Source organism: Sphingomonas citri, from assembly GCF_019429485.1.
GTDB lineage: Bacteria > Pseudomonadota > Alphaproteobacteria > Sphingomonadales > Sphingomonadaceae > Sphingomonas > Sphingomonas citri.
Window position 1 is genome coordinate 1034203 of sequence record NZ_JAHXZN010000001.1, and the last position, 20414, is coordinate 1054616.

Consider the following 20414-nt stretch of genomic DNA (forward strand, 5'->3'; position numbering starts at 1 on the left):
CGGTTGCGGGCGCGCGCCGCAGCGGTTACCCGCACAGGCGATGAGCAGCCAGCCTCCTACCGGACAAATTCCGTCAGCCATCAGGCACGCCCCCGGCGAACCGGTGATCCGGAACGTCAATTGGGGCGGCCTGCGAACCCTCTATGTGAAGGAGGTGCGCCGTTTCTTCAAGGTGCAGCTCCAGACGGTGTGGGCTCCGGCGGTGACGACGCTGATGTTCCTCGTCATCTTCACCGTCGCCAACGGCGCGCGCAGCCCGGTCAACGTCGGCGGCGCGCCGGTCGCCTTCGCCGACTTCATCGCGCCCGGCCTGATCGTGATGGGGATGCTCAACAACGCCTTCGCCAATGCGAGCTTCTCGCTGCTGGTCGGCAAGATCCAGGGCAATATCGTCGACTATCTCCAGCCGCCGCTGTCCACCAGCGAGCTGCTCGCGGCGCTCGTCGGCGCGGCGGTGACGCGCGCCTTCTGCGTCGGCAGCGCGGTGTGGCTGGCGATGGCGCTGTGGCCCGGCGTCCACGTCACCCCGATCCACCCCCTGGCGGTGCTGTGGTTCGGGCTGCTCGGCGCGATGTTCCTGTCGTTCGCGGGCGTCCTCACCTCGATCTGGGCGGACAAGTTCGACCATGCCGCGGCGGTGACCAACTTCCTGATCGCGCCGCTGACGCTGCTGTCGGGTACCTTCTACTCGGTCGACCATCTCGCGCCCGCGTTCCGCGCCTTCAGCCACGTCAACCCGTTCTTCTACGTGATCTCGGGCTTCCGCTACGGCTTCCTTGGCAGCGCCGACTCGCCGGTGGCGGTGGGCAGCGTGGTGATCCTCGCGATCAACGTCGCGCTGGGGGTGCTGTGCTATGTTTTGCTCAAGCGCGGCTGGAAGCTGAAGAGCTAGACTGACCAGATCCTCCCCGCGAGCGGGGTGGATCTACTCCGCCACGAAATCCGCGATCGCCTGCCCCAGCTCGGGCTTGGTCACCGCGCTCATGTGGTTGCCCGGTACCTCGGCGTAGCGCGCGTTCTTCAGCGCGTCGGCGAGCGCCGCGGCCGAGCCATTGTCGTGGTCGTCCACCCCGCTGAGCACCAAGGTCGGACGGTCGAGCGTCGCCAGCACCGCCGCCGGCGTGCTCGCGAACGTGTCGATCACGCCGAGGAGCGCGACCGGGTCGCCCCCGGTGGTCTTGAGGAAGGCCTCGGCGAGCCACTCCGGGCTGCCGCGCTCGTGCTGGCCCAGCCGCGTGAGGATGTTACGGAAATGGTCGGCGCGCCGCTCGGCGCCGACGATCCCCTCCAGCCCCATGCCGGCGAGCACGACGCGCCGCGGCGTCGCCCCGCGCGCCAGCATCCGCACCACCGTCCGCGCGCCGAGCGAGTAGCCGCCGAGGTCATAGTCGGTCAGGCCGAGGTGACGCACCAGCGCCTCGCCGTCCAGCGCCAGTGCGTCGCGCGGGTAAGCGGCGGGGTCATGCGGTTTGCCGCTCTCGCCGTGCGCGCGCAGGTCGGGCATGATCACGCGCACGCCCCGCGCAGCGATCGCGGCGGCATGGCCGTAGCGCAACCAATTGGTGCGCGCGTCCGAGAAATAGCCGTGGATCAGCACCAGGGGGCGGCCCTCGCCCAGCTCGCGCCAGGCGATCGGCGTGCCGTCGAAACTGTCGAAGAAGCGTGTCTCAGTCGGGGAGCTTGCCACTCGTTTCCATCCATTTGCCGACAATGTGCGGGAGCTCGTCGGTGCGTTTCTCGGGCAGCCCGGCCGTGTCGCGCCAAGCGGCGTGGCGGCTCTCGACGCCGAAGTGGCCGGTCGGGCGGAGGCGGCCAGCGTCGTCGAAGCTGCCGACGGTGAGGTCGAGCTGGTCGGCGCCCTTCCCCTCATAGGTGAGCGGGGTGCCGCAGTCGCGGCAGAAACCGCGCGCGGCGATCGGCGACGAGGCACGGCGGTCGGGCTCGCGCGTGGTCCAGCGCAGCGCGGCGCGCGACACCTGCTTGAGCGCGGCGAAGACGCCGCCGGTGGCGCGCTGGCACATCCGGCAATGGCAGAGATAGGCATGGTCGTCCTCGACCAGCACGGCGTAGCGCACGCTGCCGCACTGGCACCCACCGGTCATCTCGCGCGCCATCCCGCCGCTCCCGCTGCCCAGACGAAGCGACCTAACGTGGCGAGGGCGCGAGGTAAACGCGTGACCCATGTTGCAGCGCAGCACTCGACGCGAACCGGTGCCGCTGGCAGAGCGCGACAGTGACTCGCCCGCCTTCCCTTCCGCACAGCGCGATCGAGGACGCCTATGCGCTCGCGCTCGGCTGTATTCTCGTCGTCCTCGGGCTCGCGCTGCTCCATGCCGCCGGGCTGGTGACCGGCGGGATCGCGGGGGTGGCGCTGCTGCTCTCCTACGCGGTGCCGCTGCCGAGCGGGGTGCTGTTCACCCTGCTCAACCTGCCCTTCTTCTGGCTGGCGTGGCGCGCGATGGGGCGGCGCTTCACCTTGCGCACTGCCCTGGTCGGGATCGGCGTGGCGGGGCTCGGCACGGTGACGCGCTACGGGCTGAGCATCGCGTACATCGATCCCGCCTTCGCCGCGCTGGCGGGCGGCTCGGTGATCGGCTTCGGCGCGCTGGCGCTGGCGCGGCACCATGCCGGGATCGGCGGAACGGGCGTCGTGACGCTGTGGCTCCAGCAGCGCCGCGGCTGGAACGCCGGACGCACGCAGATCGCGATCGACGCGGTGATCCTGCTGGTGTCGCTGGTGGCGCTGCCGGTCGAGCGGGTGGCGTGGTCGGCACTGTCCGCGGCGGCGATCAGCGGCATCCTGATCGCGTGGCACCGGCCCGGGCGGTACACGGGGTATTGAGGAGACGCGTGCTGCTGCGGACGCGGGAGCCCAGGGCGGCGAGCGCGACGTGCGTGGCGCTGGGTTCCTGCGTGCGCAGGAACACGGATGATGTAGGACTCGGCGTTTCTCCGTACGTGCTGAGGAGGCACTGAGCGAAGCCGAAGTGCCGTCTCGAAGCACGGCCACGGCCGTCGTGGCTGTGCTTCGAGACGAGGCTTCGACGAGCTCAGCCTCTCCTCAGCACGAACGGCTGGCAATCAAGCGAACGACGCAGCGAGTTCCGCGCCCGCTCACTCCTCCCCGGCGAACACCGCGTCGAACGCGGCATCGTCGGTCTCGTCCGCCTTCTTCAGGTGGCGGCGGCCGAGCAGCTCGGCGATCTGCACCGCGTTGAGCGCCGCGCCCTTGCGAAGGTTGTCGCTGACGCACCACAGCGCCAGCCCGTTCTCCACCGTCGGGTCCTCGCGCACGCGGCTGACATAAGTGGCGTCGTCGCCCGCGCTCTCGATCGGGGTGACGTAGCCGCCGTCCTCGCGCTTATCGACCAGCATCACGCCGGGCGCCTCGCGTAGGATGCGTTGTGCATCCTCGGCGGACAGCTCGTTCTCGAACTCGATATTGAGCGCCTCGGAATGGCCGACGAACACCGGCACGCGCACGCAGGTGGCGACCACCTTGATCTTGGGATCGAGGATCTTCTTGGTCTCGACCACCATCTTCCACTCTTCCTTCGTCGAGCCGTCGTCGAGGAAGCTGTCGATGTGCGGGATGACGTTAAAGGCGATCTGCTTGGTGAACTTCTTCGGCTCGGCGGGGTCACCGACGAAGATGTTGCGGCTCTGCTCGAACAGCTCGTCCATGCCGATCTTGCCCGCGCCCGAGACCGACTGATAGGTCGCCACCACCACGCGCTTGATCGTCGCGGCGTCGTGCAGCGGCTTGAGTGCCACCACCATCTGTGCGGTCGAGCAATTGGGGTTGGCGATGATGTTCTTGGCGCGATAGCCGTCGATCGCCGCGGCATTCACCTCCGGCACGATCAGCGGCACGTCCGGATCCATGCGGTAGAGCGACGAATTGTCGATCACGGTGCAGCCCGCCGCGGCGAACTTGGGCGCGTAGACCGCAGTCGCCTCGCTGCCGATCGCGAACAGCGCCATGTCCCAGCCGGTGGGATCGAAATGCTCGATGTTCTTGACGGTGAGCATGCGGCCGGTGTCACCGTACTCGATCTGGTCGCCGACCGAGCGCGACGATGCCAGCACCGCGATCTCGTCGGCGGGAAACTCGCGCTCGGCGAGGATGTTGACCATCTCGCGCCCGACATTGCCCGTGGCCCCCGCCACTACCACCCGATAGCCCATCTCACGTCCTTCCCGGCGCGCTCCGTGCGCGCGTTCTCATCCCGCGGCGGCCCTAATGCGCCCGCCGCGCGCGCGACAGCAAGCTTTACTTGGGGCCGCTGCCGACGTGCGCGTCGAGGAAGCGCTCGATCGTGGTCCAGACGTGGATGTCGCGCACCGCCGAGTGGGTCTTGCCGGGATAGAACATCAGGTCGAACGGCATGTCCGCCGCCTGCAGCGCCGCCGCCACCTTGGTGCTGTTATCGAGGAAGACGTTGTCGTCGGCCATGCCGTGCAGCAGCAGCAGCGGCGTGGTGATGCGCTTGGGATCGCGCACCGCGCGCGAGGTGTCATAGGCGGCGGCGTCGGTGCGCGGGTCGCCCATGTAGCGCTCGGTGTAATGCGAGTCGTAGAGGTGCCAGTCGGTCACCGGCGCGCCCGAGATCGCGGCGGCGTAGAGGCCGGGGTCGGCCTCGATCATCTTGAGCGACATATAGCCGCCATAGGACCAGCCATAGGTCGCGATCCGCTTCGGGTCGACGTAGCCGAGCGTCTTCAGATAGGTCGCGCCGGCGCGCTGGTCGGCGACCTCCACCGTGCCCATCGCGTGCCAGATCGCGCTCTCGAACTCGACCCCACGGTTGGCCGAGCCGCGATTGTCGAGCTCGAAATAGATCCATCCGCGATCGACGATGTGCTGGATTAGCGGATTCTTCCAGTCGCGCGCGACGTTCTGCGGCCCCGGCCCGCCGTAATGCTGGAAGAAGACAGGGTAGCGCTTGCCCGGCTCCAGCTTGGGCGTGACCATCTGCCAGTGCAGATCGCTGCCATCCTCCGCCTTGATCGTCCCGAACGTCACCGGGCGGTGCGCGGCCAGATAGGGCGCATAGGGGTGGTCGCCCTCGACCCGGTTCTCGTTGACCCAGGCGAGCCGCTTGCCCGCGGCGTCGGCGAGATAGACCTGCGGCGGCTGGTTGGGGTTGGAGCGGGTGACGAGGAAGCGCTGCGCCGCGCCGTCGGCGGTGACGTTGTTCTGCCAGCCGCGCTCGGTCAGCCGCTCGGGCGTGCCGCCGGCGAGCGGGACGACGTAGAGCTGCTGCTCGAGCACGTCGTCCTTGTTGGCCATGAAATAGACCTTGCCCGCCGCCTCGTCGACCGCGACCAGGCCGGTGACCACCCACGGCCCCTTGGTCAGCTGGGTCCATCGGCCGGCGCGCAGCAGCCAGAGGTGGCCGTAGCCGTCGCGCTCGGAACGCCACAGGAGGCCGCCGTCGGCGAGCGCGCGATAGCTGTCGGTCAGGTTGATCCAGCTGCGCGGCGCGGCGGTTTCGCTGAACAGCGGTGTCGCCTTGCCGGTGGCGGGGTCGACGCGGAGGACGTCCAGCCGGGTCTGCGAACGGTTCTCGCGCTGGACGAGCAGCGCCGAGCCATCGGGCAGCCAGTCGACGCGCGCGAGATAGATGTCGGGGTCGGTGCCGAGGTCGACCTTCACCTGCCCCTTGCCGTCCGCGCGCATCACGTGGAGCTCGACCGCGACATTGGGGGTCCCCGCGGCGGGATAGCGCTGCTGGTAGATCTCGGTGCCGGCGGCACCGATCGCGGCGCGGGTGAAGACCTGCACCGGCGCCTCGTCGAACCGCTCGACCGCGACATAGCGATCGTCGGGGCTCCACCAATAGCCGGTGCGGCGGTCCATCTCCTCCTGCGCGACGAACTCGGCCTCGCCGAAATGGACCGTGCCCCCGCCGCCCTGCGTGAGCGCGCGGGCGGCGCCGCCGGCGAGTGGCTGGAGCCACAGGTTCTGGTCGCGCACGTAGCTGACGAAGCCGCCGCGCGGCGAGACCTCGCCGTTGAGCACGCCGCCCTTCACCTCGGTGAGCCGCCGCGTGGCGCCGTCGAGTCCGGCGAGATACAGGTCGCCGTCGGCGGGGACGAGCAATTGACGTCCATCAGGCGACCAGTCGTAGCGGATGATCCCGGTCAGCGCGCCGATGCGCGCGCGCTCCCGCTGCATCTTCTCCGCCTCGGACAGCGCCGCGCCGCTGCCGACGCGGGTGCTGTCGACCAGCATCCGCTCCTGTCCGGTAGCGGTGTCACGCGCCCAGAGATCGAGGCGGAAGCGGTCGTCGGCGCGCGGGCGCAGGAAGGTGAGCAGCCGGCCGTCGGGCGAGAGCTTGAGCGAGCGCGGCTGCTGGCCGCCGAGGTCGGGCGCGGCGAAGATTCGCTCGAGCGTGAGTCGCTGCGCCGCGGGTCGGGCCGCGTCGGCCTGCGCCTGCGCGGCGTCAGCCACGAGCGCCCCTGTTGCTACCGTCGCGAGCGCCACCACCGCCAACCATGAACGCATCCATTCCTCCGGGATCGCGACCCGGGACCGGGCGCGCCGCCCTTATCGCGGCGCGAGACGGCGAGGTAAAGCGTCACCCTTGCTGTCGTGGTGGGAGGCTCCTCCGGGTGAAACGCCGATGCCGATGCGGATGCCGATGCCGATGCCGACGCCGACGCGAGCACCGACGACGACGACGCGGGCGCTCCGTCACTACAAGCGCACAACCCCGGCACACGCCGGGGTCCAGTTGGTGAGGCCCGCGTGGCCGTCATCAGCCTCCCCCACCTGGATCCCGGCGTCCGCCGGGGCGACACCTAGAGACGTAAGGCAGATCCTATCCCACTGGCGTCATCCTGAGCTTGTCTCAGGATCCACTGTGCCGCGCACCCAAGTGCCGGTGGTGATCGCAGACGAGTGGATCCGGAGACGAACTCAGGATGACGCCGGCTACAGCGAACCGGCGGTGCGACGCCCGCCGCACCCACACAAACGACAAAAGGACGCGGTGGTCTCCCACCGCGCCCCTCGTGCTCCGGCCGGGACCGGGTGTCGCTTACTCGGCGGCCTGCGCCTGCGGGCGGTTGTCGCGGCGCTCGGCGATGCGCGCCGACTTACCGGTACGGCCACGCAGATAGTAGAGCTTGGCGCGACGCACCGCGCCCTTGCGCACCACCTCGATCGAGTCGACGTTGGGCGAGTAGAGCGGGAACACGCGCTCCACGCCCTCGCCGAAGCTGATCTTGCGGACCGTGAACGACGAGCCCATGCCCTTGTTCGAGCGCGCGATGCACACGCCCTCGAAGTTCTGGACGCGGGTGCGCTCGCCTTCGACCACCTTCACGCCGACCTTCAGCGTGTCGCCGGGGCGGAACTCGGGGAGCTTCTTGCTCTCGTGGAACTTGGCGATCTGCTCGGCCTCGAGCGTCTGGATCAGGTTCATCGCGTTAATCCTTACTTCCGTGCCGCGCGCCAGAGGGCGAGCCGACCCGAGCGCCCTCGTGACGCTCCCACAGGTCCGGCCGCCGTAGCCGTGTGTCGATCTCGGCCTGTGACTGACGCCACGCCGCGATCCTCGCATGATCCCCCGATCGCAGCACTTCGGGGATCGTGCGCCCTTCCCATTCGACAGGTCGGGTATAATGCGGATATTCGAGGAGGCCGCTCTCGAAGCTCTCCTCGTCCCCGCTCGAAGCCGCGCCCATTACCCCCGGAATAAGCCGAACGCAAGCGTCCAGCAGCACCAGCGCGGCCATCTCGCCGCCCGAGAGGATATAGTCGCCGATCGACAGCTGCTCGATCTCGCGCGCCTCGAACAGGCGCTCGTCGAACCCCTCGAACCGACCGCACAGCAGCACCGCGCCGGGTCCGGCGGCGAGGTCGCGGACGCGGCGCTGGGTCAGCGGCGCGCCGCGTGGCGTGAGCGCGATCAGCGGGCGCCCGTCGGCATGCGCGTCGACCGCGCGGCCGACGATGTCGGCGCGCAGCACCATCCCCGCCCCGCCCCCGGCGGGCGTGTCGTCGACGGTGCGGTGACGGTCCTCGGTGAAGTCGCGGATATTGACCGGGTCGCAGCTCCACCGCCCCTCGCGCAGCGCGCGGCCCGCGAGAGCGGCGCCGAGCGGGCCGGGGAACATCTCGGGGTAGAGCGTCAGGATGGTGGCGCGGAAGGTCATCGGGTCCAGTTCTCGACGGCGAGGCCGGGGATGCCGGCGAAGTCGCGCTCGTTGTTGGTGACGAGGGTCGTGTTCGCGGCCAAAGCGTGCGCAGCGATCAGCCGGTCGAAACTGCCGCGTCGAAGCGGCAGCCGGGCGTAGGCCCATGCTGCCGCTGCGTCGAAGGCAAGGACGTCGAAGAGGCGTGTCACCTGCTCGAGGACCTCCGATGAGGGGCGCTTGCCGCTGGCGCTCCCCAAAGCGACCTCGGCCAAGGCGATAGACGAGATGACGATAGTCCCGCGCTGACAGCGCTCGACGCGCGCGCGCAGCGCGGCGGGTTCGCCCGCGAGCAGCGCGACGACGATGTTGGCGTCGAGCATGTATCTCACCGACTGGCTTCCGCCTCCCAGCCGGCCCAGTCAGGGTCGTCCCACGCTCGGGGTGACGGCTCGAATGCGCGCTCCTCCGTGTGCGGCGACGCGAGCCCCGGACATGCGCCCCAGACCGCCGTAAGATCCAGTCGATCGTCCGACACTACCGGGGCGAACTCAAAATGATCGCGTTCCTCGCGCACCACCATCTCCGTTCCCTCCTTCAGCCCAAGCGCCTTGGGCAGGCGTAGCGCGACCGAATTGCCGGACTTGAACACCTTGGCGCGATATTCGTTACTCATCGCCGATCTCCCGTATGCACGGGATGTATATACATGCGGGAACGACAGCAAGATGGACGACTGCCTGATCATCGGTGCCGGGCCCGCCGGACTCACCGCCGCGATCTATCTGGCGCGCTATCACCTCTCGATCCGGCTGTTCGATTCGGGGTCGAGCCGCGCCGCGATGATCCCGTGCACGCACAACCACGCCGGCTATCCCGACGGGATCGCTGGCACCGAGCTGCTGCGGCTGATGCTCACCCAGGCGGAGAAATACGGCGCGCGGCGCGAGCCGGTGAAGGTGACCGCGCTGGCGCGCGAGGACGACGGCTTCGTCGCCACCACCGACCGGGGCACGCATCGCGCGCACACCGTGCTGCTGGCGACCGGCGTGGTGAACCACCGCCCGCACGGGCTGCTCCCCGAGGTGCACGACCCGGCGCTGGCGCGCGGGCTGCTGCGCTATTGCCCGGTGTGCGACGGCTATGAGGTGACCGACAAGCGCGTCGCGGTGATCGGTACCGGCGACCGGGGCATGCGCGAGGCGCTGTTCCTGCGCGGCTTCACCCGCGACATCACGCTGATCGCACCCGAGGCAGAGCATCTGCTCGATCAAGCCTGCGCCGACGCGCTCGACGAGGCCGGGGTGATGCGCGTCGACGGCCCGTGCGGCGGCTATGCGATCGAGGGCGACCGGCTGGCGCTCGATACCGCGCGCGGGCGAATGGCGTTCGACAGCATCTACCCCGCGCTCGGCTCGCGCATCCGCTCGCACCTCGCGATCGAGGCGGGGGCGCGCGCGAGCGAGGACGGCTGTCTGGAGGTAGACGACCATCAGCGCACCAGCGTGCCGGGCCTGTTCGCGGCGGGGGACGTGGTGAAGGGGCTCGACCAGATCAGCCACGCCATGGGCGAGGCCGGCGTGGCCGCGACGACGATCCGCAACCTGCTGGCGGAGCAGCGCCCGCTACGACGGTGAGCGTGTCGCTGCGGACGCAGGAATCCAGGGTGATGAGGCGGGACGCCCATGGCTCTGGCCTTCTGCGTGCGCAGGAGTACGGCGCGATCAGTAGCGATCGCCTCCATGCTTCCGTCGTCCCGACCTCGTTTCGGGATCCATCGTGCGGCTTACTTAGCCGCCGAGGCGCTCGCGGGACGGTGGATCCTGAAACAAGTTCAGGCTGACGGCAGGAGTTGGGAGAAAACTAAACGCCCCCTCACTCCACGAACGCCGCTTCCACTACCAGCCGCGTGCGATCCCACTCGGGCACCGCGTTAATCGGCACCATGAAGCGCTTGCCGCCGTCGCGCTCGATCTCGATCACGTCGCCCGCGCCAAAATTCTCCACCGCGACGACATGTCCGATCGGCTCGCCGGCGGTCGAGACCGCGGCGAGACCGAGCAGGTCGGCGTGATAATATTCGCCCTCGCCGAGCGGTGGCAGGTCCGCGCGCGCGACGGTGAGCAATGTGCCGCGGAGCTGCTCCGCGGCGGTGCGGTCGGACACCTCGGCGAAGCGCGCGATCGTGCCGTCGCGCAGCTTCACCAGCGTGAGCGCACCGCCGTTGAACGTGCGGTGCGCCTCGAGCGCCTCGGCGAACACCTTGAGGCGCACCTCGCCGGCGATGCCGTGCGCCCCCGTCACGGCGGCGAGAACCACCGCGTCGGGGTCGACCGGCACCGCCTCAGGCTTGGTCGGGCGAGCCGGCGCCGCCGGCCGGGGCATCGTCGTCCCCTTCGGCGGGCTGCTGGCTCGAGACGCCCTGGTTAGTGGCGTCCTGGGTGGTCGAGTCGTCATCGTCGTCGGGCGCGGTGCGCGGGTCGGGGTCGATCGTCATCGTGCAATCCTCTCGGCTCTCGATGGAGCGGCAGGTAACGCACGAGCGGACGATCGGCTTCCCGGCCGGCTTACTCGGCGCTCGCCGCCTCGGTCTCGGCCGGGGCCGCGGCGGCCTCCTGCTGCGCCTTCAGCTTCTCGGCACGCTCCTCGGCGCGCTCCTTGGCCTTCTCGCCCGGCTCGCCCTTCTTCGGGTTGCTGCGCGCGGCGCGCTCCTTAACGCCCGCGGCGTCGAGGAAGCGGGCGACGCGGTCGGTCGGCTGCGCGCCGACGCCCAGCCAGTGCTTGGCGCGCTCGGCGTCGAGCACGATGCGCTTCTCGTCGTCCTTGCCGAGCAGCGGGTTGTAGTTGCCGATCTTCTCGATGAACTTGCCGTCACGCGGGCTGCGCGCGTCGGCCACCACGATGCGGTAATAGGGACGCTTCTTGGAGCCGCCGCGCGACAGGCGAATGCTGAGTGCCATGGTGTTCGTCTTCCTTCTGTGTGTCTGTGCCCCGGCAAGCGCCGGGATCGTCTAGGTTATTGTCGTCACGTCCGCGCCGCCGGGCGGCGCGTACCGTTACTTCTTGAAGCGGAACCCGGGCGGCAGGCCGCCAGGGATGTTGCCGGGCAGACCGCCGCCGGGCAGCCCGGGCAATCCCGGACCGCCGCCCGGCCCGCCGAGCTTGCCCATCATGTCGCCCATGTCGGCGCCCCCGATCGCGCTGCCGAGGCCGCCGAGGCCGCCCTTGCCGAGCATCGCCATCATGCCCTTGAGCCCGCCCATCTTCTTGATCTTCTTCATGGCGGTCGACATCTCGAGGTGCATTTTGAGGAGCTTGTTGACCTCCTGCACGGTCGTGCCCGAGCCCTTGGCGATGCGGATCTTGCGCTTGGCGTTGATCAGCTCGGGCTTGGCGCGCTCCTTGGCGGTCATCGAGCCGATCATCGCGTCGAGATGCACCAGCATCTTGTCGCTGCCCGGCACCGAGTCCATCGCCGCCTGCGCCTTCTTCATGCCCGGCAGCATGCCCGCGAGCGCGCCCAGCCCGCCCATGCGCTTCATCTGCGCGAGCTGACCGCGCAGGTCGTTCATGTCGAACTGGCCCTTGGCGAGCCGAGTCGCCATGCGCTCGGCGTCTTCCTGCTGGATCGACTCGGCGGCGCGCTCGACCAGGCTGACGACGTCGCCCATGCCGAGGATGCGGCCCGCGACGCGCGACGCGTGGAACGCCTCAAGCGCATCGAGCTTCTCGCCGACGCCGGCGAACTTGATCGGCTTGCCGGTGACCGCGCGCATCGACAGCGCGGCGCCGCCGCGCGCGTCGCCGTCCATGCGGGTGAGCACCACGCCGGTGAGCGGCACCTGCTCGGAGAAGTTCTGCGCGACGTTGACCGCGTCCTGGCCCGTCAGCGAGTCGACGACGAGCAGGATCTCCTGCGGCTTGGCCACCTCGGCGACCGCCTTCATCTCGTCCATCAGCGCTTGGTCGACGTGGAGTCGGCCGGCCGTGTCGAGCATCAGCACGTCGAAGCCCTGCAGCTTGGCGGCCTGGAGCGCGCGGCGCGCGATCTCGACCGGCTGCTGGCCCGCAACGATCGGCAGCGTCGCCACCTCGACCTGCGTGCCGAGCGTGGCGAGCTGCTCCTGCGCGGCCGGGCGGTTGACGTCGAGCGACGCCATGAGGACCTTCTTGGCCGAACGCCCGGTCATCGAGCTGCTCGACAGGCGCTTGGCGATCTTGGCGGTGGTCGTGGTCTTGCCCGAGCCCTGCAGGCCGACCATCATCACCACCGCCGGCGGCGCGACGTTGAGCTGGAGCTCGGCCGCGGCGGGATCGTCGCCGCCGAGCATCCGCACCAGTGCGTCGTTGACGATCTTGATGACCTGCTGCCCCGGTGTGACCGAGCGCAGCACGTTCTGGCCAACCGCTTCCTCGGTGACCTCGTCGACGAAGGCGCGCGCCACCGGCAGCGCGACGTCGGCCTCGAGCAGCGCGACGCGCACCTCGCGCATCGCGGCGCGCACGTCGGCCTCGGTCAGCGCGCCGCGGCCACGCAACCGGTCGAAGACGCCGCCGAGACGATCGCTGAGGCTGTCGAACATCATCTATCCTTCCCATCCGCCGCCAAACGCAAAAGCGCCGGCGGGCGAAACCTCGCCGGCCAGCGGGCACCACATGGGCGCATGTCGATCGCGTTCAACGGTGGAACGTGCGGCGGCTGTTAGAGGAAGTGGGAGCGGGATGCAAGGTGCCGGGTAGGTGGGTGGTCGCGACGGGGACGAGTGGCTGTCCCGCCCGCCGCCGCTGCTTCAGCCACTTACCGTTTTGTGGCTTGCCCCCTAACCTCCTCCGTCATCCCGGACTTGTTCCGGGATCCACCCGTCCGCGTGCCTCACGGCGGTTGAGAAGGCGGCACAGTGGATCCCGGAACAAGTCCGGGATGACGGGAGAATGACGGGGAGCAGGCGTGCTCCCCTCCCAACGATGGTCGGGCGATCTCAGCCGCCCGCCCGCCCCTCACCCCAGCCGCGCCAGCGCCGTGGCGAAGCGCTCCGCGTCCGCCGCCTTCTCGGCGTGGTCGGCGCGCGCCTTCTCCACCGCCTCCGGCTTGGCGCGCTCGACGAAGCTCGCGTTGCCGAGCCGCCCCGCCAGCGAGTCGCGCTCCTTCTCCGCCGCGGCGAGCGACTTCTGCAACCGCTGCCGCTCCGCCTCCAGGTCGATCACGCCCTCCAGCGCGAGCGTGAACGTCTCCGCGCCCCACAGGATGGGCGCGCGCGCGCCGCTCGCCTCGCCCGGCGTCAGCGTGACGCGCGCGAGCCGCTCCACATAAGGTGCGATCGCCGCCGGCACGCTGCCCGCCCCGGTGTGGAGCGCGATGCGCGCGCCCGGCGGCACGTTGAGCTCGGCGCGCGCACCGCGGACCGCCTCGACCAGCTCGATCAGCCGCTCGACCTCCTGGGTCGCGGAAGGGTCGAGCGCGCGCGCGTCCGCCATCGGCCAATGCGCGACGATCAGCTCGTGCTCGCGCGGCGCCAGCGCGTGCCACAGCTCCTCGGTGATGAAGGGCATGAACGGATGGAGCAGCACCAGGATCTGGTCGAGCACCCAACCCGCGACTGCCCTGGTTTCGTCGTCGATCTGCCCTTTGATGAGCTCGAGATACCAGTCGCAGAAGCGGCTCCACACGAATTGGTAGATCGCGTTGGCGGCGGCGTCGAAGCGATAGTCGGCGAGCGCGAGGTCGACCGCCTGCACCGTCGCCACTGTCTCCGCGACGATCCACTTGTTCACCGGGTTGGAGGCGAGCGGCGGCTCCAGCGTGATCGAGCCGCCGATCCCGTTGGCCTGGGCGAAGCGGCTGGCGTTCCACAGCTTGGTCGCGAAGTTGCGATAGCCCTCGACGCGCTTCTCATCCATCTTGATGTCGCGGCCCTGGCTCTCCATCGCCGCCATGAAGAAGCGCAGCGCGTCGGCGCCGTAGCGATCGATCAGCCCGAGTGGGTCGACGGTGTTGCCCTTGGACTTGGACATCTTGGCGCCGTCGGCGGCGCGGACCAGGCCGTGCAGGTAGAGCGTGCGGAACGGCACCTCGCCCATGAAGTGCATGCCTTGCATCATCATCCGCGCGTCCCAGAAGAACAGGATGTCGAAACCCGAGACGAGCACGTCATTGGGGTAGCGACCGCCGAGCGTGCGGTCCGCCGTGTCGGGCCAGCCCATCGTCGCGAAGGGCCAGAGCGCGCTGGAGAACCAGGTGTCGAGCACGTCGGGGTCGCGCGTCAGCGCCACGCCCGCGCCCGCCTCGGCCTGCGCCTCTTCCTCGGTCTCGGCGACATAGGCGCGGCCGTCGGCGTCGAACCACGCCGGGATCTGGTGCCCCCACCAGAGCTGGCGCGACACGCACCACGGCTGGATGTTCTCCATCCAGTTGAAGAAGGTCTTCTCCCACGACTTGGGCACCAGCTTGATCGCGCCCGAGCGCACCGCCTCGATCGCGGGCTGGGCGAGCGTCGCGGCGTCGACATACCATTGGTCGGTCAGCCACGGCTCGATCACCGCGCCCGATCGGTCGCCGAACGGCGTCTGGATCACGCGCGGCTCGGCGTCGTGCGCGCCCCCTTCCTTGTCGACGTGCGGGAGCAGCACGCTCGCCTCCTTGAGCCGCACGACCACCAGCCGGCGCGCGTCCTGCTCAGCCTTGGCGTCGTTGCCGGGCAGGCCGAGGAACTCAGCCGGGATCAACCCGTCCGCGGTCTGCACCACGCGCGCTCGCGCATCGAGCATGTTGAGCATGTCCCGCGCCTCGATCCCGGCGCGGCGGCCGACCTCGAAGTCGTTGAAGTCGTGCCCCGGCGTGATCTTCACCGCGCCCGAGCCGAGCGCGGGGTCGGCGTGCTCGTCGGCGACGATCGGGATCAGCCGCCCGGTGATCGGCAGCCGCACCTGCTTGCCCACCAGAGCGGTGTAGCGCGTGTCCTCGGGGTGCACCGCCACCGCCATGTCGGCGAGCATCGTCTCGGGCCGCGTCGTCGCCACCTCGATCGACCCAGAGCCGTCGGCGAGCGGGTAGCGCAGCCGCCAGAAGCTGCCGCGCACCTCGCGCGTTTCCACCTCGAGGTCGCTGATCGCGGTGCCGAGGCCCGGGTCCCAGTTGACCAGCCGCTTGTCGCGGTAGAGCAGCCCCTGGCGGTGCAGCTCGACGAACACCTTGAGCACCGCGCGCGAGAAGCCCTCGTCCATGGTGAAGCGCTCATTGGCCCAGTCCATCGAGCAGCCGAGCCGGCGCAGCTGGCGCGTGATCTCGCCGCCGCTCTCCGCCTTCCACTCCCAGACGCGCGCGACGAACGCCTCCCGCGACAGGTCGGTGCGCTTCTCGCCTTTGGCCGCCATCTGGCGCTCCACCACCATCTGCGTGGCGATGCCGGCATGGTCGGTGCCGACCACCCACAGGGCGTCCTTGCCCTTGAGCCGGGCGTGGCGCGTCAGAAGGTCCTGCAGCGTGTTGTCGAGGGCGTGGCCGATATGGAGCGAGCCCGTCACGTTCGGCGGCGGGTTGACGATCGTCCAGGGCTCGGCGTTGGGGCGCTCGGGGCGGAACAGGCCCTTGTCTTCCCAGTGCGTGTACCAGCGGCGCTCGATCGCGGCGGGGTCGAAGGTCTTGGCGAGCTCGGTCATGGCCCGGCGGCTATCCCGCGTCGCGCCAAAAGGGAAGACCGCGTCGGCGCCGCATAGCAGAAGGGCCGCCCCGGTCTCCCGGGACGACCCTTCTGTCAGCCTCGCGGCGCGCCTGGATCAGGCAGCGACGTCGAAGTCCTCGTCGGTCGTCACCGGGCCCGAGTCCTGGCCCTTGGCGGCGACGTCGCGGTCGACGAACTCGATGATCGCCATCGGCGACGCGTCCGAGGCGCGGATGCCCGCCTTGATGATGCGGGTGTAGCCGCCGTTGCGCGACGCGTAGCGCGGCGCGAGCACGTCGAACAGCTTCACCAGCTGCGCGTCGTCGAGCAGCCGCGCATGGGCGAGACGACGGTTGCTGAGACCGCCCTTCTTGCCGAGCGTGATCAGCTTCTCGATGTACGGGCGAAGCTCCTTCGCCTTCGCGACGGTGGTGGTGATCTGCTCATGCTTGATCAGCGCGGCCGACATGTTGCGGAACAGCGCCTGGCGATGGGCCGAGGTGCGCTGCAGCTTACGACCGCCAACTCTATGACGCATGGGTCTTTCCTTTCGTTCGTCAGGGGGCCGTGTGAGGTACCCCGGGCCTGGTGGGGACGCTTGAGCCCACCTTTGTCACGTCGCTCCCGTGGGAGCCTCTATACTATAGGAGACCGGGTGGCGCCGCGGCGAAGCCGCGGCGTCGGGCGGGTGCCGCCTGCGGCACCCGCCGGCCGGGGCTGTCCGTCGCGCGTATAGCTCAGGCTATACGCGTGCGGATCAGCCCATGATCTCCTGCTCGAGCTTCTTGGCGACTTCCTCGATGTTCTCGGGCGGCCAGCCGGGGATCTCCATACCCAGCCGCAGCCCCATCGACGAGAGCACTTCCTTGATCTCGTTGAGCGACTTGCGCCCGAAGTTCGGGGTCCGCAGCATCTCCGCCTCGGTCTTCCCGACGAGATCACCGATATAGATGATGTTGTCGTTCTTGAGGCAGTTGGCCGAACGCACCGAGAGCTCGAGCTCGTCGACCTTCTTGAGCAGGTAGCGGTTGATCTGCGCGGTGTCGCTGGCGACCTCGCCGCCCGACGCCGCCGGGGCCGCGACGCCGACCGGGGCCGAGCGCGTGACCGACGAATCGTCGAAGTGAACGAACAGCGCCAGCTGGTCCTGCAGGATGCGACCGGCATAGCCCACCGCGTCCTCTGGGGTGACGGTGCCGTCGGTCTCGATCGTCAGGGTCAGCTTGTCGTAATCAAGGTCCTGCCCGACGCGGGTCGGGTCGACCTTGTACGAGACCTGACGCACCGGCGAGTAGAGCGCGTCGACCGGGATCAGCCCGATCGGCGCGTCGGCCGGGCGGTTGTTCACCGCGGCGACATAGCCCTTACCGACGTCGGCGGTGAGCTCCATGTTGAGCGTCGCGCCCTCATCGAGGTGGCAGATCACCAGCTCGGGGTTCATCACCTCGATGTCGCCCGACACCGCGATGTCGCCCGCCTTGACCTCGGACGGACCGGTCGCCGAGAGCTGGAGGCGCTTCGGCCCCTCGCCCTGCATGCGGATCGCGATCTGCTTGACGTTGAGGACGATGTCGGTGACGTCCTCGCGCACGCCCGCGAGCGAGCTGAACTCGTGCAGCACGTTCTCGATCTTGATCGAGGTGACCGCGGCACCCTGCAGCGAGGAGAGCAGGACGCGGCGCAGCGCGTTGCCCAGCGTCAGCCCGAAGCCACGCTCCAGCGGCTCGGCGACGAAGGTCGCCTTGCGCTTGCCGTCACCGCTCTTCTTCTCGAGCTGGTTGGGCTTCTTCAGTTCTTGCCAGTTCTTTGCGTTGACAGACAAGCTCTCGTCCCCTGGGGTTGGGCCGGCGCTGGCGGGCGCCGACCGGGTAATGGACGCAGCCGCTCGTCAGCGGCCACGCGAAGAACATCGGATCAGACGCGACGCCGCTTCGACGGACGCACGCCGTTGTGCGGGATCGAGGTCACGTCGCGGATCGACGTGATCTGGAAACCGACCGCCTGCAGCGCGCGGAGCGCCGACTCGCGACCCGAACCCGGCCCCTTGACCTCGACCTCGAGCGTGCGGACGCCGTGCTCGGCGGCCTTCTTGCCCGCGTCCTCGGCCGCGACCTGCGCGGCGTACGGAGTCGACTTGCGGCTGCCCTTGAACCCCATCATGCCCGCGGACGACCAGCTGATGGCGTTGCCCTGCGCGTCGGTGATGGTGATCATGGTGTTGTTGAAGCTGGCGTTCACGTGAGCGACGCCCGCGGTGATGTTCTTGCGTTCGCGCCGGCGAATGCGCTGCGGTGCCTGAGCCATGTGGTGTTCCTGACCTTAGATTCCAATACGGAGGGCGGGAGGCTGTCCGCCTCGTGCCTGCCTTCCGGCGGAGAAGAAGAAGAAGAAAATCGTCCCCGGACGATTTTCTTACTTCTTCTTACCCGCGATCGGCTTCGCCTTGCCCTTGCGGGTGCGCGCGTTGGTGTGCGTGCGCTGGCCGCGGACCGGCAGGCCCTTGCGGTGACGCAGGCCGCGATAGCAGGCGAGGTCCATCAGGCGCTTGATGTTCATCGCGGTCTCGCGACGAAGATCACCCTCGACGGTGTAGCCGGCATCGATCGCCTCGCGGATCTGCAGCACTTCCTGATCGGTCAGGTCCTGCACGCGCCGCTCCGGCGTGATGTTCAGCTTCTCGGTCAGCTCCTTGGCCTTGGCCGGCCCGATGCCGTGGATGTAGGTCAGCGCGATCACCACGCGCTTGTTGGTCGGGATGTTAACACCCGCGATACGTGCCATGTGCTATATGTCTCCTGTGCTCCACGGGAAGCGGCATGGCTGCACGCATCCCATCTCAACGCATTGCCTTCCGCGCCCCCGCCCTGTCCGAGTCGCTCCCCGCCGAACGCAGGAAACGCGACGTGCGCACGAATGCGACGCCGACGAGTGAGAGTTTGGAAGGAAGGGCGGATAAGCGCGCGGGAACGCACTGTCAAGCAAGCGGTTCCGAGCCGTGGGTCGCCGATCGGCGCAGCGCGACCCATTTTCGCAGCGCCACGACGAACCAAGCGAGCTCGACCAGCCCGAACGGCCACGCGCCCTGGAGGAAGCCGTACGCGGAGCCCATCAGGCATCCCAGCGCGAACAGCAAGGTCCAGTACGGTGCCCGCTCCTCCATCATATAGCAGAGAAGCATGAAAGAGACGGCGAAGAGGCCGAAGAGGGTCAGGGCGTCCATGCGCCCGGTGTGGCGCATCGCGGGGGGAAGGGCCAGAGGGTCCCGGCCGGGCCATGGAGCGAAGGACGAGCGCGGGCGACTCGACTCGTGTCCCTGCCCTTGCCCTCGCCAATGACGTCGTTTTGAACTCGTCTCAGGATCCACGGCGCCGCTCACCATCCAGCCGCGGCGCCTGCGGAGCGATGAAACCTGAAGCGATTTCAGGATGACGGGCGATGGAAGGCGTAGCGAGACGATCAGATCGCGCGAGCCCGGCGCCGCTACGCCGGACACGCGAAGAGCCGGCGGAGGACAGGGAACCCTCCGCCGGCCTCGTCACCACCGGGAGAGAAGGTGACGAGTTCCGTATTGTCTTCGACGATCGGGCAGCGACCACCGCCGCCCGTGGCACCTCTCTACCCGCCGCCCCGCTTCCGCAGCGTGGCAGGCGCATGAACTTTCCGTCATGTCCGTGAAACTGCGACCGTATCGGGGCCGATCGCCGCGCCGGGCCACGTGTGACGGCGCGAACGCATCTAGCGCAGCGCCCATGCGTTCGGGCCGCATGGAGGAATTACAGCGCGCCTACGCCTCGCTCGAGACGTCGCGGCTCCGCGCCCGTGCCGCGGTGGAGGTGACGCCAACGGGGCTTCTCGCGCTCGGCGGGATGGTGGCGGCGATCCTGGCGGGCAGCGCGGCGATCGTGCTCGCCGCGCGTCGCCCGCCTGCCTCACCGCGGCTCAGCGATCGCCGAGGATCGACTCGATCTCGGCGGTGACCTGGCCGATCTCGGCCATGCCATCGACGCGGCGCACCAGCCCGCGCGACTCGTAGATCGGGATGATCGGCGCGGTCTTGGCGCGATACTCGGCCATGCGGGTCCGCACCGTCTGCTCATTGTCGTCGGGGCGGCGCTTGAACTCGCTCGCGCCGCAGACGTCGCATATGTCGTCGACCTTGGGCCGCTTGAACGTGTCGTGATAGCCGGTGCCGCAGACCGCACAGGTGAAGCGGCCGACGATCCGCTCGACCAGCGCATCCTCGTTCACCTCGAGCTCGATCACATGGTCGAGCGCCTGGCCGCGCTCCTCCAGCAGCAGATCGAGCGCGTCGGCCTGTGCCGCGGTGCGCGGATAGCCGTCGAAGATCGCGCCGCTGCCGGTGCCCGCATCCATCCGCTCGCCGATCAAAGCCGAGACGATCGCGTCCGAGACGAGCTCGCCCGCCTCCATCACCGCCTTGGCCTGGAGCCCCACCGGCGTGCCCGCCTTCACCGCGGCGCGAAGCATGTCGCCGGTGGAGAGCTGGACCATGCCGCGCTCCTCGACCAGCCGCTGCGCCTGGGTGCCCTTGCCCGCCCCCGGCGGCCCCAGCAGAATGATGTTCACGAGATAACGCCTCCCTGTCGCGTC

General features: G+C 69.2%; 23 protein-coding genes. 4 read left to right on the forward strand and 19 right to left on the reverse strand.

Going from position 1 to position 20414, the window contains the following annotated elements; genetic code table 11:
* Window positions 1–40: 40 nt before the first annotated feature.
* Window positions 41–892, forward strand: coding sequence for an ABC transporter permease (locus KZ820_RS04850; RefSeq protein ID WP_219747492.1), 852 nt, complete (start codon window positions 41–43; stop codon window positions 890–892).
* A 33-nt stretch (window positions 893–925) separates the two neighbouring features.
* On the opposite strand, the gene KZ820_RS04855 is transcribed toward KZ820_RS04850, so the two are convergent.
* Complete coding sequence (locus KZ820_RS04855; protein ID WP_219747493.1) at window positions 926–1687, reverse strand: alpha/beta fold hydrolase; 762 nt, start codon at window positions 1685–1687, stop codon at window positions 926–928.
* A complete protein-coding gene (locus KZ820_RS04860; protein ID WP_219747494.1) occupies window positions 1668–2114 on the reverse strand; it encodes a GFA family protein in 447 nt (148 codons plus the stop codon). The genes KZ820_RS04855 and KZ820_RS04860 overlap by 20 nt, the downstream gene beginning before the upstream one ends.
* A gap of 119 nt (window positions 2115–2233) precedes the next feature.
* Here KZ820_RS04860 and KZ820_RS04865 point away from each other — a divergent pair, with 119 nt between their 5' ends.
* Window positions 2234–2842: a YitT family protein gene (locus tag KZ820_RS04865; protein WP_132910578.1), complete on the forward strand. Its 609-nt coding sequence runs from the start codon at window positions 2234–2236 to the stop codon at window positions 2840–2842.
* Between the two features lie 272 nt (window positions 2843–3114).
* Here KZ820_RS04865 and KZ820_RS04870 read toward each other — a convergent pair whose 3' ends face one another.
* From KZ820_RS04870 to KZ820_RS04895, 6 genes are all read right to left on the reverse strand, one after another.
* Window positions 3115–4188 carry an aspartate-semialdehyde dehydrogenase gene (locus KZ820_RS04870; RefSeq protein ID WP_219747495.1) on the reverse strand — a complete coding sequence of 358 codons (1074 nt, stop codon included), beginning with the start codon at window positions 4186–4188 and terminating at the stop codon, window positions 3115–3117.
* Window positions 4189–4273: 85 nt separating this feature from the next.
* A complete protein-coding gene (locus KZ820_RS04875; RefSeq protein WP_219747496.1) occupies window positions 4274–6511 on the reverse strand; it encodes a S9 family peptidase in 2238 nt (745 codons plus the stop codon).
* Between the two features lie 535 nt (window positions 6512–7046).
* Window positions 7047–7433: a 50S ribosomal protein L19 gene (gene rplS / locus KZ820_RS04880; RefSeq protein ID WP_132910575.1), complete on the reverse strand. Its 387-nt coding sequence runs from the start codon at window positions 7431–7433 to the stop codon at window positions 7047–7049.
* A 4-nt stretch (window positions 7434–7437) separates the two neighbouring features.
* Complete coding sequence (gene trmD, locus KZ820_RS04885) at window positions 7438–8166, reverse strand: tRNA (guanosine(37)-N1)-methyltransferase TrmD (RefSeq protein WP_219747497.1); 729 nt, start codon at window positions 8164–8166, stop codon at window positions 7438–7440.
* Window positions 8163–8528 (reverse strand): type II toxin-antitoxin system VapC family toxin, encoded by a 366-nt coding sequence (locus KZ820_RS04890; RefSeq protein ID WP_258047734.1) that lies wholly within the window; start codon window positions 8526–8528, stop codon window positions 8163–8165. The genes trmD and KZ820_RS04890 overlap by 4 nt, the downstream gene beginning before the upstream one ends.
* Before the next feature lie 5 nt (window positions 8529–8533).
* Window positions 8534–8821, reverse strand: coding sequence for an AbrB/MazE/SpoVT family DNA-binding domain-containing protein (locus KZ820_RS04895; protein WP_219747499.1), 288 nt, complete (start codon window positions 8819–8821; stop codon window positions 8534–8536).
* Between the two features lie 52 nt (window positions 8822–8873).
* Between KZ820_RS04895 and KZ820_RS04900 the strand changes: the two genes are divergently transcribed.
* Window positions 8874–9782 carry an NAD(P)/FAD-dependent oxidoreductase gene (locus KZ820_RS04900; RefSeq protein ID WP_219747500.1) on the forward strand — a complete coding sequence of 303 codons (909 nt, stop codon included), beginning with the start codon at window positions 8874–8876 and terminating at the stop codon, window positions 9780–9782.
* Between the two features lie 238 nt (window positions 9783–10020).
* On the opposite strand, the gene rimM is transcribed toward KZ820_RS04900, so the two are convergent.
* From rimM to KZ820_RS04950, 10 genes are all read right to left on the reverse strand, one after another.
* Window positions 10021–10530, reverse strand: a complete 510-nt coding sequence (gene rimM, locus KZ820_RS04905) for a ribosome maturation factor RimM (protein WP_219747501.1) — start codon at window positions 10528–10530, stop codon at window positions 10021–10023.
* Window positions 10490–10642, reverse strand: coding sequence for a hypothetical protein (locus tag KZ820_RS04910; RefSeq protein ID WP_219747502.1), 153 nt, complete (start codon window positions 10640–10642; stop codon window positions 10490–10492). Before KZ820_RS04910 ends, rimM begins: the two co-directional genes overlap by 41 nt.
* 70 nt (window positions 10643–10712) lie before the next feature.
* Window positions 10713–11105 carry a 30S ribosomal protein S16 gene (gene rpsP, locus KZ820_RS04915; protein WP_183942606.1) on the reverse strand — a complete coding sequence of 131 codons (393 nt, stop codon included), beginning with the start codon at window positions 11103–11105 and terminating at the stop codon, window positions 10713–10715.
* Between the two features lie 96 nt (window positions 11106–11201).
* On the reverse strand, window positions 11202–12728 hold the full coding sequence (gene ffh, locus KZ820_RS04920; RefSeq protein ID WP_219748109.1) for a signal recognition particle protein: 1527 nt from the start codon (window positions 12726–12728) through the stop codon (window positions 11202–11204).
* A gap of 415 nt (window positions 12729–13143) precedes the next feature.
* A complete protein-coding gene (locus KZ820_RS04925; RefSeq protein ID WP_219747503.1) occupies window positions 13144–15801 on the reverse strand; it encodes a valine--tRNA ligase in 2658 nt (885 codons plus the stop codon).
* A 117-nt stretch (window positions 15802–15918) separates the two neighbouring features.
* On the reverse strand, window positions 15919–16341 hold the full coding sequence (rplQ, locus tag KZ820_RS04930; RefSeq protein WP_132909159.1) for a 50S ribosomal protein L17: 423 nt from the start codon (window positions 16339–16341) through the stop codon (window positions 15919–15921).
* A 219-nt stretch (window positions 16342–16560) separates the two neighbouring features.
* Window positions 16561–17625 carry a DNA-directed RNA polymerase subunit alpha gene (locus KZ820_RS04935; RefSeq protein ID WP_183921102.1) on the reverse strand — a complete coding sequence of 355 codons (1065 nt, stop codon included), beginning with the start codon at window positions 17623–17625 and terminating at the stop codon, window positions 16561–16563.
* Window positions 17626–17717: 92 nt separating this feature from the next.
* The gene (gene rpsK, locus KZ820_RS04940; protein ID WP_019516037.1) at window positions 17718–18107 is read right to left on the reverse strand and encodes a 30S ribosomal protein S11; all 390 of its coding nucleotides are present in this window, start codon (window positions 18105–18107) and stop codon (window positions 17718–17720) included.
* Between the two features lie 108 nt (window positions 18108–18215).
* A complete protein-coding gene (rpsM, locus tag KZ820_RS04945) occupies window positions 18216–18584 on the reverse strand; it encodes a 30S ribosomal protein S13 (RefSeq protein ID WP_132909157.1) in 369 nt (122 codons plus the stop codon).
* 193 nt (window positions 18585–18777) lie between these two features.
* Window positions 18778–19023 (reverse strand): hypothetical protein, encoded by a 246-nt coding sequence (locus tag KZ820_RS04950; RefSeq protein ID WP_219747504.1) that lies wholly within the window; start codon window positions 19021–19023, stop codon window positions 18778–18780.
* Window positions 19024–19552: 529 nt separating this feature from the next.
* Here KZ820_RS04950 and KZ820_RS04955 point away from each other — a divergent pair.
* Window positions 19553–19780 carry a hypothetical protein gene (locus tag KZ820_RS04955; protein WP_219747505.1) on the forward strand — a complete coding sequence of 76 codons (228 nt, stop codon included), beginning with the start codon at window positions 19553–19555 and terminating at the stop codon, window positions 19778–19780.
* Here the strand turns inward: KZ820_RS04955 and KZ820_RS04960 are convergent.
* Complete coding sequence (locus KZ820_RS04960; protein WP_219747506.1) at window positions 19743–20390, reverse strand: adenylate kinase; 648 nt, start codon at window positions 20388–20390, stop codon at window positions 19743–19745. The genes KZ820_RS04955 and KZ820_RS04960 overlap by 38 nt on opposite strands.
* Window positions 20391–20414 lie beyond the last annotated feature (24 nt).

What these genes read in the sequence shown, in the direction of transcription:
- KZ820_RS04950 (WP_219747504.1), bottom strand. Translation starts at nt 19,023, where the DNA reads ATGGACGCCCTGACCCTCTTCGGCCTCTTCGCCGTCTCTTTCATGCTT.
- KZ820_RS04850 (WP_219747492.1), top strand. Translation starts at nt 41, where the DNA reads ATGAGCAGCCAGCCTCCTACCGGACAAATTCCGTCAGCCATCAGGCAC.
- KZ820_RS04890 (WP_258047734.1), bottom strand. Translation starts at nt 8,528, where the DNA reads ATGCTCGACGCCAACATCGTCGTCGCGCTGCTCGCGGGCGAACCCGCC.
- KZ820_RS04900 (WP_219747500.1), top strand. Translation starts at nt 8,874, where the DNA reads ATGGACGACTGCCTGATCATCGGTGCCGGGCCCGCCGGACTCACCGCC.
- rpsK (WP_019516037.1), bottom strand. Translation starts at nt 18,107, where the DNA reads ATGGCTCAGGCACCGCAGCGCATTCGCCGGCGCGAACGCAAGAACATC.
- KZ820_RS04875 (WP_219747496.1), bottom strand. Translation starts at nt 6,511, where the DNA reads ATGCGTTCATGGTTGGCGGTGGTGGCGCTCGCGACGGTAGCAACAGGG.
- ffh (WP_219748109.1), bottom strand. Translation starts at nt 12,728, where the DNA reads ATGTTCGACAGCCTCAGCGATCGTCTCGGCGGCGTCTTCGACCGGTTG.
- KZ820_RS04955 (WP_219747505.1), top strand. Translation starts at nt 19,553, where the DNA reads ATGCGTTCGGGCCGCATGGAGGAATTACAGCGCGCCTACGCCTCGCTC.
- KZ820_RS04870 (WP_219747495.1), bottom strand. Translation starts at nt 4,188, where the DNA reads ATGGGCTATCGGGTGGTAGTGGCGGGGGCCACGGGCAATGTCGGGCGC.
- rplS (WP_132910575.1), bottom strand. Translation starts at nt 7,433, where the DNA reads ATGAACCTGATCCAGACGCTCGAGGCCGAGCAGATCGCCAAGTTCCAC.
- trmD (WP_219747497.1), bottom strand. Translation starts at nt 8,166, where the DNA reads ATGACCTTCCGCGCCACCATCCTGACGCTCTACCCCGAGATGTTCCCC.
- rplQ (WP_132909159.1), bottom strand. Translation starts at nt 16,341, where the DNA reads ATGCGTCATAGAGTTGGCGGTCGTAAGCTGCAGCGCACCTCGGCCCAT.
- KZ820_RS04925 (WP_219747503.1), bottom strand. Translation starts at nt 15,801, where the DNA reads ATGACCGAGCTCGCCAAGACCTTCGACCCCGCCGCGATCGAGCGCCGC.
- KZ820_RS04895 (WP_219747499.1), bottom strand. Translation starts at nt 8,821, where the DNA reads ATGAGTAACGAATATCGCGCCAAGGTGTTCAAGTCCGGCAATTCGGTC.
- KZ820_RS04910 (WP_219747502.1), bottom strand. Translation starts at nt 10,642, where the DNA reads ATGACGATCGACCCCGACCCGCGCACCGCGCCCGACGACGATGACGAC.
- KZ820_RS04860 (WP_219747494.1), bottom strand. Translation starts at nt 2,114, where the DNA reads ATGGCGCGCGAGATGACCGGTGGGTGCCAGTGCGGCAGCGTGCGCTAC.
- rpsP (WP_183942606.1), bottom strand. Translation starts at nt 11,105, where the DNA reads ATGGCACTCAGCATTCGCCTGTCGCGCGGCGGCTCCAAGAAGCGTCCC.
- rpsM (WP_132909157.1), bottom strand. Translation starts at nt 18,584, where the DNA reads ATGGCACGTATCGCGGGTGTTAACATCCCGACCAACAAGCGCGTGGTG.
- rimM (WP_219747501.1), bottom strand. Translation starts at nt 10,530, where the DNA reads ATGCCCCGGCCGGCGGCGCCGGCTCGCCCGACCAAGCCTGAGGCGGTG.